The organism is Phytopseudomonas argentinensis, assembly GCF_900113905.1.
Lineage (GTDB): Bacteria > Pseudomonadota > Gammaproteobacteria > Pseudomonadales > Pseudomonadaceae > Aquipseudomonas > Aquipseudomonas argentinensis.
In genome coordinates, this window is the sequence record NZ_FORC01000001.1 from 1,688,248 (window position 1) to 1,701,873 (window position 13,626).

10 protein-coding genes are annotated in these 13,626 nt (G+C 63.8%); 6 read left to right on the plus strand and 4 right to left on the minus strand.

Annotated elements, in window-relative coordinates; genetic code table 11:
• The first annotated feature begins 65 nt into the window (after positions 1-65).
• From mscK to BM154_RS07730, 3 genes are read left to right on the plus strand one after another with little or no spacing between them, the layout of a single operon-like run.
• Complete coding sequence (gene mscK / locus BM154_RS07720) at positions 66-3,413, plus strand: mechanosensitive channel MscK (RefSeq protein WP_244157075.1); 3,348 nt, start codon at positions 66-68, stop codon at positions 3,411-3,413.
• Entirely contained in the window at positions 3,410-4,873 is a 1,464-nt protein-coding gene (gene selO / locus BM154_RS07725) for a protein adenylyltransferase SelO (RefSeq protein WP_074881957.1), read from the plus strand. Before mscK ends, selO begins: the two co-directional genes overlap by 4 nt.
• A gap of 48 nt (positions 4,874-4,921) precedes the next feature.
• Positions 4,922-5,335, plus strand: coding sequence for a GFA family protein (locus BM154_RS07730; RefSeq protein WP_074881959.1), 414 nt, complete (start codon positions 4,922-4,924; stop codon positions 5,333-5,335).
• Between the two features lie 73 nt (positions 5,336-5,408).
• On the opposite strand, the gene BM154_RS07735 is transcribed toward BM154_RS07730, so the two are convergent.
• The gene (locus tag BM154_RS07735; RefSeq protein ID WP_074881960.1) at positions 5,409-5,726 is read right to left on the minus strand and encodes a CcdB family protein; all 318 of its coding nucleotides are present in this window, start codon (positions 5,724-5,726) and stop codon (positions 5,409-5,411) included.
• Positions 5,726-5,971, minus strand: a complete 246-nt coding sequence (locus tag BM154_RS07740) for a type II toxin-antitoxin system CcdA family antitoxin (protein WP_074882443.1) — start codon at positions 5,969-5,971, stop codon at positions 5,726-5,728. Before BM154_RS07740 ends, BM154_RS07735 begins: the two co-directional genes overlap by 1 nt.
• Before the next feature lie 177 nt (positions 5,972-6,148).
• On the opposite strand from BM154_RS07740, the gene BM154_RS07745 reads away from it, so the two are divergent.
• Positions 6,149-8,350: an OsmC domain/YcaO domain-containing protein gene (locus tag BM154_RS07745; protein WP_074881962.1), complete on the plus strand. Its 2,202-nt coding sequence runs from the start codon at positions 6,149-6,151 to the stop codon at positions 8,348-8,350.
• Positions 8,351-8,569: 219 nt separating this feature from the next.
• Positions 8,570-10,309, plus strand: coding sequence for a BCCT family transporter (locus tag BM154_RS07750; RefSeq protein WP_074881965.1), 1,740 nt, complete (start codon positions 8,570-8,572; stop codon positions 10,307-10,309).
• 158 nt (positions 10,310-10,467) lie between these two features.
• Here the strand turns inward: BM154_RS07750 and BM154_RS07755 are convergent, their stop codons facing one another.
• The gene (locus BM154_RS07755; protein ID WP_074881968.1) at positions 10,468-11,922 is read right to left on the minus strand and encodes an alpha/beta hydrolase; all 1,455 of its coding nucleotides are present in this window, start codon (positions 11,920-11,922) and stop codon (positions 10,468-10,470) included.
• Between the two features lie 142 nt (positions 11,923-12,064).
• On the opposite strand from BM154_RS07755, the gene trxC reads away from it, so the two are divergent.
• Positions 12,065-12,499 (plus strand): thioredoxin TrxC, encoded by a 435-nt coding sequence (trxC, locus tag BM154_RS07760; protein WP_074881970.1) that lies wholly within the window; start codon positions 12,065-12,067, stop codon positions 12,497-12,499.
• Positions 12,500-12,745: 246 nt separating this feature from the next.
• Here trxC and BM154_RS07765 read toward each other — a convergent pair whose 3' ends face one another.
• Complete coding sequence (locus tag BM154_RS07765; protein ID WP_074881975.1) at positions 12,746-13,516, minus strand: ParA family protein; 771 nt, start codon at positions 13,514-13,516, stop codon at positions 12,746-12,748.
• Positions 13,517-13,626 lie beyond the last annotated feature (110 nt).

Consider the following 13,626-nt stretch of genomic DNA (forward strand, 5'->3'; position numbering starts at 1 on the left):
ATCGCCGCGCGGGACTTCTCACCAGTCTGTAGACTCAGCAGGACTCCACCCCCGCGATCATGACCATGCTCTCTTTCCGTCGTTTGCTTGCCGTTTTCCTGCTGGGCCTGTGCCTGGCCAACTCGCCCGCCTGGGCCGACGCCAACCCCACCGCCGCCAACGTGCAGCGCAGCCTGGACACCCTTGCCGACCGCAAGCTGGTCGAGCCTGAGCAGACCCAGGTACGCGAGACCCTGGAAAAGACCCTGGATGCGCTCAATGCCCAGGCCGACAGTCAGAAGAAGCTGGCCGCGCTGGAGAAACAACTGACCCAGGCGCCGCGGCAAACCCAGGACGCGCATCGCGAACTGGAGAAGCTCAAGGCCACCAAGGTGGTGCCCGTGGCCCAGCGCTACGCCAGCACCAGCGTCGCCCAGCTGGAGCAGATTCTCAGCGAGCGCAGCGCCCAGCTCAGCGACTGGCAGAAGCAGCTCAACGATGCCAACACCCTGATCATTACCGCCCAGACGCGCCCGGAACGCGCCCAGGCCGAGATCAGCGGCAACCAGACCCGTGCCCAGCAGATCAACAGTTTGCTCAAGAATGGTCGCGAGGACGGCAAGCCGCTGAGCGCCGAGCGCGTCAACCAGCTCAGGGCCGAACTGGCCCAACTCGGCGCGCTGACCCAGCTACGCCGCCAGGAGATGGCCGGCAACAGCGTGCTGCAGGACCTGGGCAGCGCCCAGCGCGACCTGCTCGACGAGCGCATCAAACGCCTGGACGTCGAGTTGCAGGACCTGCAGAGCCTGATCAATGAAAAGCGCCGCGACCAGTCCGAGCGCACCGTCGCCGAACAGTCCATGGAAGCGCAGAAGGTCGGCGGCTCCGACACCCTGCTGTCGCGTGAAAGCGCGCTGAACCTGAAACTCTCCGATTACCTGCTGCGCGGCACAGACCGCCTCAACGAGCTGACCCAGCTCAACCTGCGTACCCAGCAGCAACTCGACACCCTGAACCAGACCGACCAGGCCCTCGACGAGCAGATCAGCGTGCTGCAGGGCAGCCTGCTGCTGTCCAAGATCCTCTACAAGCAGAAGCAGGCGCTGCCCAAGCTCAAGCTCGACACCGGGCTGGCCGACGAGATCGCCGATATCCGCCTCTACCAGTTCGAGCTCAACCAGCAGCGCGAGCAGATTTCCAACCCCGGCGCCTACGTCGACAAGCAACTGGCTGCCCAGCCGCCGGAAAGCGTGACACCGGAGCTGCGCGAATCACTGCTGGAGCTGATCGACACCCGCCGGGTGCTGCATGACCAGCTCAATCGCGAGCTCAATGCACTGCTCAACGAATCGATCACTCTGCAGCTCAACCAGAAACAGCTGCAGGACACCGCCACCGCCTTGCGCGCCACCCTCGACGAGCAGATGTTCTGGATCCCCAGCAACAACCCGCTCAACCTCGACTGGTTCAGGACCGCGCCAGCCCAGCTGCAACGGCAGATCTCCGACCTGCCCTGGCTGGACAACATCAGCCAGCTTGGCGCCGGCCTGATCGAACGTCCGCTGCTGTTCCTGCCGCTGCTGCTGGTCATGGGCCTGTTGCTGTTCAAGCGTCGCTATCTGAGCCAGAAGCTCACCGACCTGCACAAGGACATCGGCCACTTCAAGCGTGACAGCCAGTTGCACACGCCGGTGGCGATCCTCCTCAACGTATTGCTGGCACTGCCCGGCACGCTGCTCCTGGCGCTGTGCGGCTTCGCCCTGCAGATGGATGCCCGCGGCCTGAACGTCAACCTCGGTTCGGCGTTCCTCGGCATGGCCCAGGCCTGGCTGGTGTTCTACACCGTGTACCGCATCTTCACCCCGGGTGGCGTGGCCGAGCTGCACTTCCACTGGGCCCGCGCCCATGTCGCCTACCTGCACCGGCAGATCCGCTGGCTGGGCGTGGTGGTGATGGCGCTGGTGGCGGTGGTCACCGTTGCCGAGCACCAGCCGTCGAGCCTGTCCGACGACGTCATCGGCATCGCCGTGGTACTGACCTGCTACGGCCTGATGATCTGGCTGCTGCAAAAGCTGCTGCTGCGTGGCCCGGCCCGGGAGAACGCCTCGACCTTCCGCATGTTCATCGGCGTGCTGTTCAGCATGCTGCCGCTGGGCCTGTTCCTGGCGGTGTGCTTCGGCTACTACTACACCGCCCTGAAACTCAGCGACCGGTTGATCGACACCCTCTACCTGCTGCTGATCTGGCTGGTGGTCGAAGCGGTGTTCGTGCGCGGCCTGGCGGTCGCCGCGCGGCGCCTGGCCTACCAGCGCGCCACCGCCAAGCGTGAAGCGCAGACCACCGAGGACAGCGAGGGCACCGAGATCCAGCTGGAAACCCCGCGGCTGGACATCGAGCAGGTCAACCAGCAGTCCCTGCGCCTGATCCGCCTGACCCTGCTGGGCAGCTTCATCGCCGCCATGTACTGGGTGTGGGCCGACCTGATCTCGGTGTTCGCCTACCTCGACAACATCACCCTCTACGAATACAACAGCAGCACCGTAGTGGGCAGCGCCGCCTCGCTGATCCCGATCAGCCTGCTCGACGCCCTGTACGCGCTGATCATCGCCGCCATCACCCTGGCCCTGGGCCGCAACCTGCCCGGCCTTTTGGAAGTGCTGGTGCTGTCGCGCCTGCGCCTGGCCCAAGGCAGCGCCTATGCCACCACCACGCTGCTGTCGTACGTGATCTTCGGCACCGGTATCGTGGTCACCCTGTCCACCCTGGGGGTCAGCTGGAACAAGCTGCAATGGCTGGTCGCCGCCCTTTCGGTGGGTATCGGTTTCGGCATGCAGGAGATCTTCGCCAACTTCATCTCCGGCCTGATCATCCTCTTCGAGCGCCCGGTGCGCATCGGCGATCTGGTGACCATCGGCGGCGTGACCGGCACGGTGAAGCGCATCCACATCCGCGCCACCCACATCATCGACAGTGACCGCAAGGAAGTGATAGTGCCGAACAAGACGTTCGTCACCAGCCAGTTGATCAACTGGACCCTGACCGATACGGTGACCCGCATCGTGCTGACCTTCAAGGTCAACCGCGGCGCCGATCTGGAGAAAGTCCGCACCCTGTTGCTGCAGGCCGCCCAAGAGAATTCGCGGGTGATGCGCGACCCGGCACCGACCGCCCAGCTCAGCCTGTACGCGCCGGATGGCCTGACCCACGAGCTGAAGTTCTACGTCAAGGAACTGGGCGACCGCGGTGCGGCGACCGATGAACTCAACCGCCGCATCGACCAGTTGTTCGCCGACAACGACATCAACCTGTCCAGCACGCCGAAGATGGACATCGTGCTCAGCCGCGCAGCCGCACCCCACGACGCGCTCAAGCTGGATGACGAGCAACTGGCGAGCGCCGAGCAAGCCGAGAAAAAAGACGAGGCCAAACCATGAAAACCCTCGACACCCTGACCTTCGACAATCGCTTCGCCGGCCTGGGTGACGGGTTTTCAACGCACATACTGCCCGAGCCCATCGCCGAGCCGCGCCTTGTGGTGGCCAGCGAAAGCGCCCTGGCTCTGCTCGACCTCGACCCGAGCGAGACGCAGCGCGAGGTGTTCGCCGAACTGTTCTCCGGCAACCAGCTGTGGAGCGACGCCGAGCCGCGCGCCATGGTCTATTCCGGTCACCAGTTCGGCGGCTACTCGCCGCGCCTCGGCGATGGCCGCGGCCTGCTGCTCGGCGAAGTACTCAACGATGCCGGCGAACACTGGGACCTGCACCTCAAGGGCGCCGGCATGACGCCCTACTCGCGCATGGGCGATGGCCGTGCCGTACTGCGCTCGTCGATTCGCGAATTTCTCGCCAGCGAAGCGCTGCACGCCCTCGGCATTCCCAGCTCGCGAGCGCTGTGCGTGACCGGATCGAGCACCCCGGTGTGGCGCGAGAAGCAGGAAACCGCTGCGATGCTGGTGCGCCTGGCGCCCAGCCATATCCGCTTCGGCCACTTCGAATACTTCTACTACACGCGCCAGCACGAGCAGCTCAAGCAGCTTGCCGATTACGTGATCGAGCACCATTACCCGGCCTGTCTCGAACAGCCGCAGCCCTACGCGGCCCTGCTCAACGCCGTGCTGGAACGCACCGCGGAGATGATCGCCTGGTGGCAGGCCTACGGCTTCTGCCACGGGGTGATGAACACCGACAACATGTCGATCCTCGGCATCACCTTCGACTTCGGCCCCTACGCCTTTCTCGACGACTTCGACGCCAAGCACATCTGCAACCACTCCGACGACACCGGCCGCTACAGCTTCAGCAATCAGGTACCCATCGCCCACTGGAACCTCTCGGCCCTGGCCCAGGCGCTGACGCCCCTGGTGGAAGTCGACACCCTGCGCGAAACCCTCGACCTGTTCCTGCCGATCTATCAGGCCCACTACCAGGATCTGATGCGTAAACGGCTGGGCTTCACCAGCGCCGAAGACGACGACGAAGAACTGATCCAGCGCCTGCTGACCCTGATGCAGGCCGGCAAGGCCACCGACTACTCGCTGTTCTTCCGCCACCTAGGCGACCAGGCTCCGGCCGAGGCGCTGAAGGTGGTGCGCAACGACTTCGTCGACCTCAAGGGCTTCGACGCCTGGGGCGCCGACTACCTGGCCCGCCTCGACCGCGAAGGCTTCGAACAGAGCGAGCGCCAGACGCGCATGCACGCGGTCAACCCGCTCTACGTGCTACGCAACTACCTCGCCCAGGAGGCCATCGCCGCAGCCGAAGCAGGTGACTACGGCCCGGTGCGGGAACTGCACGAGGTGCTGACCCGCCCCTTCGACGAACAGCCAGGCAAGGAGCATTACGCGCAGCGGCCGCCGGATTGGGGCAAGCACCTGTCGATCAGCTGTTCGTCCTGAAACACGACTGAAGCGCAGACAAAGGCCATCGGCCCCCAGGTGAACGCCATGAAAGTCCACGGTAGCTGCCACTGCAACGCCATCGCCTTCGTCGCGGAAACGGATACGCAACTGACCAGCGTTTGCCATTGCCATGATTGCCAGAAGCTCACCGGCACGGCATTTCGGGTGTCCACGCCGGTCCTTCCCGGTACTTTCTCGCTGCTGCGTGGCACGCCCAAGGTGTATGTGAAGGTGGCGCAGAGCGGTTCGCGCCGCGCCCAGGCGTTCTGTGGCGATTGTGGCTCGCAGCTGTTCACCTATGATGCCGATAACCCAACGGCCTATGGCCTGCGCGTTGGCGTGCTGGCCGAGTCGCAGCAGTTGCGGCCGACCTTGCAGAAGTGGTGCGAGGCCGCATTGCCTTGGGTTCAGGATCTGTCGGTGCTGGAGAAGGCGCCGCGCAACGATCGCCAGCGCTGAGCCCGTACAAATCCTGCGGCGGAAACTTGTCCGCGCTGCGGAGCCCCCCACCGTGGCAACACAGGCACTTCGCTCAAATGCCGGTGATGAGCAGATCGAGCGCCGCGATGATTTCATCACGCCGCGCCGCTAAATCCCCCACCAAGGGGCCCAGCTGTTTGTTGGCAATACCCGCCATCTGCGGCGTCATCATCACGTAGGGCTCACCCTCGATTTCAAACCGCGGCGTGAGGGTTTTCAGCATTTTCCCCTGCAGGGTGCTAGCCGGATAGAGCGGCACCACGACCCGCGTACCGAGTTCGCAAAGCAGGTCACTTTGTACATCGAGCAGCAGGGGCACTGCGGCCCTGGTGGCAGGGTTGATGTTCTCGTACACGGCGAACTGCGCCATCAAAAACTCCGCAATTCGTCGCTGAACACGCCATTGGCCTCTACATGCTCATTGTAAGCAGCGATGGCCTGACGGTTGTCTGCCAACCATTGCTCACGCTGCTTCTCCTTTAGCGCCTGGGCCAAGGCCTTCTCCAGCGTGGCAGAGAGGTTGATGTCGAGCGACTTAGCCTTGTTGAGCAGATCCTCATTGACGCGCAGGTTGGCCGCTCGTTTCGGAGCATTTAGATCGTATGAAGGCAGCATGAGGATTTCCCTGCGGAGTAATGCGCACAATCTATGCGCATAAAAAATCCGAGTAAAGCACCGTTCGACGCGCGCAGCTATCTGGCCACCGCTCAGCCGGCGCGCCCGCCCTGCACAAGACTTCCCCGCGAAAACCCGGATAATGCCGGCCATTCGTTTTGCTGCCGGTGCCGCTCCATGGAAATCAAGGTCAACTTTCTCGACAACCTTCGCCTCGAAGCCAAATTCGACGACTTCACGGTGATCGCCGATCAGCCGATCCGCTACAAGGGCGATGGCTCGGCGCCGGGGCCGTTCGACTATTTCCTGGCCTCCTCGGCGCTGTGCGCGGCGTACTTCGTCAAGCTGTACTGCCAGACCCGCGGCATCCCCACCGAGAATATCCGCCTGTCGCAAAACAACATCGTCGACCCGGAGAACCGCTACGCGCAGATCTTCAAGATTCAGGTCGAGTTACCGGCCGATATCTCCGAGAAGGATCGCCTAGGCATTCTGCGCTCCATCGACCGCTGCACCGTGAAGAAGGTGGTGCAGCAGGGCCCCGAGTTCATCATCGAGGAAGTCGACAACCTCGACGCCGATGCCCAGGCGCTGCTGATGCCGGTGAGCGATACCACCACCTATATCGCGGGCAAGGACCTGCCGCTGGAGCAGACCATCGCCAACATGTCGGGCATCCTCGCGGACCTGGGCATGAAGATCGAGATCGCCTCCTGGCGCAATATCGTGCCCAACGTCTGGTCGCTGCATATCCGTGACGCGCAGTCGCCGATGTGCTTCACCAACGGCAAGGGTTCGACCAAGGAAAGCGCCCTGGCCTCGGCACTGGGCGAATTCATCGAGCGGCTCAACTGCAACTTCTTCTACAACGACCAGTTCTGGGGCGAGGACATCGCCGCCGCCGAGTTCGTCCATTACCCCAACGAGCGCTGGTTCAAACCGGGCCCGAAGGACGCGCTGCCCGCAGAAATCCTCGACGAGCACTGCCTGGCCATCTACAACCCGGATGGCGAGCTGCGCGGCTCGCACCTGTACGACACCAATTCGGGCAACACCCTGCGCGGCATCTGCTCGCTGCCCTTCGTGCGCAGGAGCGATGGCGAGACGGTGTATTTCCCGTCCAACCTGATCGAGAACCTCTACCTGTCCAACGGCATGAGCGCTGGCAACACCCTGGCCGAAGCCCAGGTGCAGTGCCTGTCGGAAATATTCGAGCGGGCAGTGAAACGCGAAATCCTCGAAGGCGAGCTGTGCCTGCCGGACGTGCCCCAGGACGTGCTGGCCAAGTACCCGGGCATCGTTGCCGGCATCCAGGGCCTGGAGGAGCAAGGCTTTCCGGTGCTGGTCAAGGATGCCTCGCTCGGTGGTGAATTCCCGGTGATGTGCGTGACCCTGATGAACCCGCGCACCGGCGGCGTGTTCGCCTCCTTCGGCGCCCACCCGAGCCTGGAAGTGGCGCTGGAACGCAGCCTCACCGAACTGCTCCAGGGCCGTAGCTTCGAGGGCCTCAACGACCTGCCGCAACCGACCTTCGACAGCCTGGCGCTGACCGAGCCGAACAACTTCGTCGAGCACTTCATCGACTCCAGCGGTGTGGTGTCGTGGCGCTTCTTCGGCGCCAAGGCGGACTTCGAGTTCGTCGAGTGGGATTTCTCCGGCGCGGGCAGCGATTCCAACGAGCAGGAAGCCGCGACGCTGTTCGGCATCCTCGAAGACCTCGGCAAGGAAGTCTACGTAGCCACCTATGACGACCTCGGCGCCAATGCCTGCCGCATCCTGGTGCCGGGTTACTCGGAGATCTACCCGGTCGAGGACCTGGTCTGGGACAACACCAACAAGGCGTTGCTGTTCCGCAAGGACATCCTCAACCTGCATAGCCTCAGCGACCGCGAACTCAAGTCGCTGCTGCGCAACCTCAACAACACCGAGGTCGACGACTACACCGACATCAGCACGCTGATCGGCATCGAGTTCGATGACAACACGGTGTGGGGCCAACTGACCATTCTCGAGCTGAAGCTGCTGATCCACCTGGCGCTGAACAACTATGACGATGCCAAGGAGCTGGTCGAGGCCTTCCTGCAGTACAACGACAACACCGTCGAGCGCGGCCTGTTCTATCAGGCGGTGAACGCCGTGCTGGAGATCCAGCTGGAGAATGACCTCGAGCTGGCCAACTTCGAGCACAACCTGCGGCGCATGTTCGGCAGCGAGCGCATGGACGCGGCCATTGGCTCGGTAGCCGGTAGCGTGCGCTTCCACGGCCTGACCCCGACCAGCATGCAGCTCGAAGGCCTGGACCGTCACCTGCGCCTGATAGAGAGCTACAAGAAGCTGCATGCGGCGAGGGCCAAGGCGGCTGGTCTGAGCAGCAACTAAGCCAACCTGCAGCGGCAACGGGAAAGCACCTTCGGGTGCTTTCTGCGTTTTTTAGGCCCCAAAAGGTCGTTACCAGAACGGCGCGGGGCGTTACCAGAAAGAGAAATCGAGTGCCGGGTACGCATCATCGTTGGCGCACCGTGCAAACGCGACAAGCCAGGGCCGGCCCCAACTTGCGTAAGCAGACCAACAAGAACCCATAGAGGGCATTCAGCAGCCATGGCAACCCAAGGCAACCTTGAAACACCCGAGCTCGGCATAACCGATCCGTCGCAGACGGAAGAAGCCAGGCGCGACCGTTATCTGGAAGGCAAGCTGGACTGGATCGTGTTCGGTTTCACCAGCCTGCTGGCCCTGGCCTTCGTGGCCTGGGGCTTTCTCAACCAGGCCAGCCTGGCGAAGAGTGCCGCCGGGGCGCAGTCTTGGGTGATCGTCAATTTCGGCTGGTTCTTCGTGCTCACCTCGACGATCTTCGTGGTCTTCGTGCTGTGGCTGGCGGCCAGTCGCTACGGCAAGATTCCCCTCGGCAAGGACGGCGAGGAACCGGAATTTCGCACCACGTCGTGGATCGCCATGATGTTCAGCGCCGGCATGGGCATCGGCCTGATGTTCTTTGGCGTGGCCGAGCCGCTGTCACACTATGTCAGCCCACCGCCGGGCACCGCCGAGGCGCAGACCAACGCAGCCATGCAGGTGGCCATGGCGACCACGCTGTTTCACTGGAGCCTGCATCCCTGGGCGATGTATGCCATCGTCGGCCTGGCGATCGCCTACGGCACCTTTCGCCGCGGCCGCTCGCAGCTGATTTCCGCTGCCTTCCGGCCGCTGATGGGCGAGCACGCCAACGGTCCGATCGGCCGCGCCATCGACATGATGGCGATCTTCGCCACGCTGTTCGGCTCGGCCGCCTCGCTGGGCCTCGGCGCCCTGCAGATCGCCGGCGGGCTGGAGTACAACGGCTGGGTCGAGCAGCCTGGCAAGCTGTTCTATATCGGCCTGATCAGCCTGCTGACCGTCGCCTTCGTGGCCTCGGCGGTGTCCGGCATCGACAAGGGCATCCAATGGCTGTCCAACACCAACATGGCGCTGGCCTTGCTGCTCGCCGCCTTCGTGTTCATCGCCGGGCCGACCCTGTTGATGCTCAACCTGCTGCCAACCTCCCTGGGCGACTACATCAACCTGCTGCCGGAAATGATGGCGCGCACCAACGCCAGCGGCGGCGACAACATGGACAGCTGGCTGTCCAGCTGGACGGTGTTCTACTGGGCCTGGTGGATTTCCTGGACACCCTTTGTGGGCATGTTCATCGCCCGTATCAGCCGCGGCCGCACCATTCGCCAGTTCGTCACTGGTGTGCTGCTGGTGCCGAGCCTGGTCAGCCTGGTGTGGTTCGTGATCTTCGGCGGCGCCGGCATCGACGCACTGCGCGAAGGCGTCTTCACCCTGACCAACGGTGCGGTGGACAGCAACATCGCCCTCTACGAGTTGCTGGAAAGCTACCCCTTCATCTCGGTCACCTCGGTGCTGGTGATGGTGCTGGTGGGCATCTTCTTCGTTTCCGGCGCTGACGCAGCGTCCCTGGTGATGGGCACGCTGTCCGAACACGGCACCACCGAGCCGTCGCGCGGCACCATGATCTTCTGGGGCGCGCTGACCGGCGCGGTGGCCGCGATCATGCTGGCCATCGGCGACCCACGCGACCCGGGCGCCGCACTCACCGGCCTGCAGAACCTGACCATCGTGGTGGCGCTGCCCTTCGTGGTGGTCATGGCCCTGCTCTGCGTGGCCCTGTACCGCGACCTGCGCAAGGATCCGATGATGCTGCGCGACCTGCGCGGCAGCGAACTGATCGAGAAGGCGGTGCTCTACGGCGCGGTGAAGCACGGCGAAGAGTTCTACTTCGTGGTCAAGGAAAAGAAGGACAAGGGCGAGGCTGCCGAGCGCAAGCCACGCGCCTGATGGCGCGGCTGCCACCAACGCTTGAGGATGGCTGGTGATAGTTACGGAAACTGAGGCAGCAGATTAACTGTGGGAGCGGGCCATGCCCGCGAAATTCGCGCGCATGGCCTAGGTGTCCCCCGCGCTCCCACAGCAGCCCGCATCTACCCATTACTCAGTTACTCACCTCGCAACCCAGCATGCTCGCGCAGCCGCTCGACCATGTACGGATAGAAGGGGTTCGAGGTCACCCGCTGCAGGGCCTCCATGCTCACCAACAACACGCCGCGCTCACCGCGAATGGACAATGCACCGAGGTGCACGCCGTAATCCTCCGCTTCGTCAGGCTGCAGGCCATAGAGTGAGTCGCTCAACGGAAACGGCAGGGCCACGTGGGACAGCGAGAACACCTCGCGGGGAAAGGCCAGGCCGATGGGCGTGAGCTGCTCTTCGGTGGCGCCAGCCTCGATGGTACGCGCCGCGGCGTCCAGGGTGTCGGGTGACACATTGCCGATCAACGTGGTGCGATAGCGCCGCGGTGCGGCGGGTAACAGGTCATCTGGCGACTTGGCGTGGGCGCCGAGCAGCGGGCCGAAGTCGACGAATCGGTTGAGGTCGAACAGCACCAGCTCACTACCGTTGTCCGGCAGGTGCCCATATAGCGCATCGACCACGGCCGGGGTGCTGACGGTGTAATCGACCAACGACTGGAAGGTCAGCACCGGCGCCAGCTCCCCCAAGGCATTACGCCCAGCGAGCACGGCGATCTGCTCCTGCAGGGCGCTGGTGAACAGGTACGACTGGCGAGCCGCATTGAGGGCGAAGGAGTTGTACTTGAACGGGTTGTACTCGGGCAGCACGTCCAGCCAGGCGGCCTTGGCGAAGGCCGGAAACACCGCCGGCAACCCGGCAAGACCAGCGAAGCGGGCGTAGCCGGCCACGCCGATCATCGGCGAGATCAGGGTCAGGCGCGTCGGCCGGGCCAGCTGATCGTTGCCCAGTGCGTCCAGCGCGTACTTGAGCGCCAGGCCGCCACCAGCGGAATAGCCGACCAACTGCAGCTCATCACCTGGCTCGGTCAGCCGTTGGGCTTCGCGCACCGCCAGGCGAGTGGCAGCCAACCAGTGCTGCCAGGTCACGCTGGTCAACGCGCCAGGCGTGGTGCCATGTCCGGGCAGGCGCAGGCCGACCACCACGAAGCCGGCATCGCGGTACAACCTGGCAATATGCCGCAGGCTGTAGGGCGAGTCGGTCAGGCCGTGCAGCATCACCGCGGCGCCTCTTGGCTTGCCCTCGGGTTCGAGCACGTAAGAGCGGTTCCAGTCCCATTCGAAGCGCGAAGCATTGAGCGGGCTGTCAGCGAAATAGCGGTTGTCCGGGACGCGCTCGGCATCGTCCAGGCGCTGGTAGACCTTACCTGGCAGTGCCGCGAACAGCGCCTGCTCGGCGAGCAGATAATCCTGCCAGCTGGCGGCATCGAGTTCGTCGGCGCTCAGCTCTCGGGGCACGAAGGTGTGCCAGGGGCCAAGATCGGGCTTGTTGTGAGCGTCATAGATGCGCAGGCCGAAAAATGTCAGCGCGACCACCGCTACGACCAGGCCGCCCAGGCGCAGCCATTTCTTTACCGCCTTCATGCTCGCCTCCCGGACTGCCGCAAACGACTCATCATAACCCTCGTCCGGCAAAAACGCTGGCATCGTCCAGCGTCGCGCGTACCTTGCGATGGCGCGCCACTGCCCATAGGCTTCGGCCATGCAAATCTTCTCGGAGCCAGCAATGAGCGACCCAGCGATCATCCCCTGCCCCAACTGCAGCAGCCTCAACCGTATTCCCGCTACCCGCCTGGGCGAAACGCCGCGCTGCGGCCATTGCAAGGCCGAGGTACTGCCGGGGGCACCGTTCGACCTCGACCAGGGCAACTTCGCCAGCCAGCTCAAGGGCGACCTGCCACTGCTGGTCGACATCTGGGCTGCCTGGTGCGGCCCGTGCCGCAGCTTCGCACCGACCTTCGTCCAGGCTGCGGGCGAGCTGCGCACCCGCTGCCGGCTGGGCAAGCTGGACAGCGAGGCCAATCAGCAACTGTCGGCACAACTGGGCATCCGTTCGATTCCCAGCCTGATCCTGTTCCGGGGCGGCCAGGAAGTCGCCCGGCAAAGCGGCGCCCTGCCCCTGCCGCAACTGCTCGCCTGGTTGAACGCCCAGGGCGTCTGAGTGGCGCGCCAGCACTGACAGCTGAGCGCCTGGCCGCTCGAGCCGACCGTTTCAGAGAGGGAATAACGACGGCGTAAAGCGCGATGGCCGATGCACTGTTCGAGCAAATGCCGAGCGCCCACGGCCTGGGCAGTGCCGGCCGGTGACGGGTGCGGCAACAAGGCGCCTGCGTGGGCGCCAACGCGCCGAGTGAGGTATTCGGGATGCGCTACAAACCTGGGGATCGCCCCGCCCGGGCTAGGGTGATCAGCCGCGCTGCAGCAGGTCGTGCAGTTCGACGTACTGCTGGGTCAGCTTGTGCCGCGGGTCGAGGTAGATCAGCGGCGTGCAGGCCTGGTGGGATTCACGCATCTTCACCGAGCTCATCAGGTTGACGGGCAGCACCGGCAGGCCCTCGGCGACCAGTTCGTCGAGCAACTGCTGGGGCAGCGAGGCGCGGGGCTGGAACTGGTTGACCACGATGCCCTCGACCTGCAGGTCCTCGTTGTGGTCTTCCTTCAGTTCCTCGATCTCGCGCAGCAGGCCATACAGGGCATTGCGCGAAAAGGTGTCGCAGTCGAAGGGGATCAGCACGCGATCAGCCGCGATCAATGCGGAAACCGTATAGAAATTCAGCGCAGGCGGGGTATCCAGGTAGATCTGCTCGTAATCCTCGGCCAATTCCTCGAGCAGTTTGCGCAGCTTGTTGATCTTGTGCTTCTGCTCCAGCTTGGGTTGCAGATCCGCCAGCTCGGCGGTGGCGGTGATCACGTGCAGGTTGTCGAAGGGCGTTTCGTAGATATCCACCTTGCCCTTCTTGGAGAACGGCCCGCTGGACAGCGTCTGCTTGAAGAAATCGGCGATGCCCATGGGAATGTCGTCGCCCGCCAGCCCGGTCAGATAATGGGACGAATTGGCCTGGGCATCGAGATCGACCAGCAGCGTTCGGTATCCTTGCGACGCACTGACCGCGGCCAGATTGCAGGCAATGCTGGATTTGCCCACGCCACCCTTCTGATTGAAAACCACGCGCCTCATTCGAATCTCCCTTCTCCACTAGTACATAGATACTAGGCAAAACCTCGTGACAGTCGTGCGTGGCAAGCGAAATAGATGAATCACCGTAGCGCAAAGCTCCCAGGCTGGTA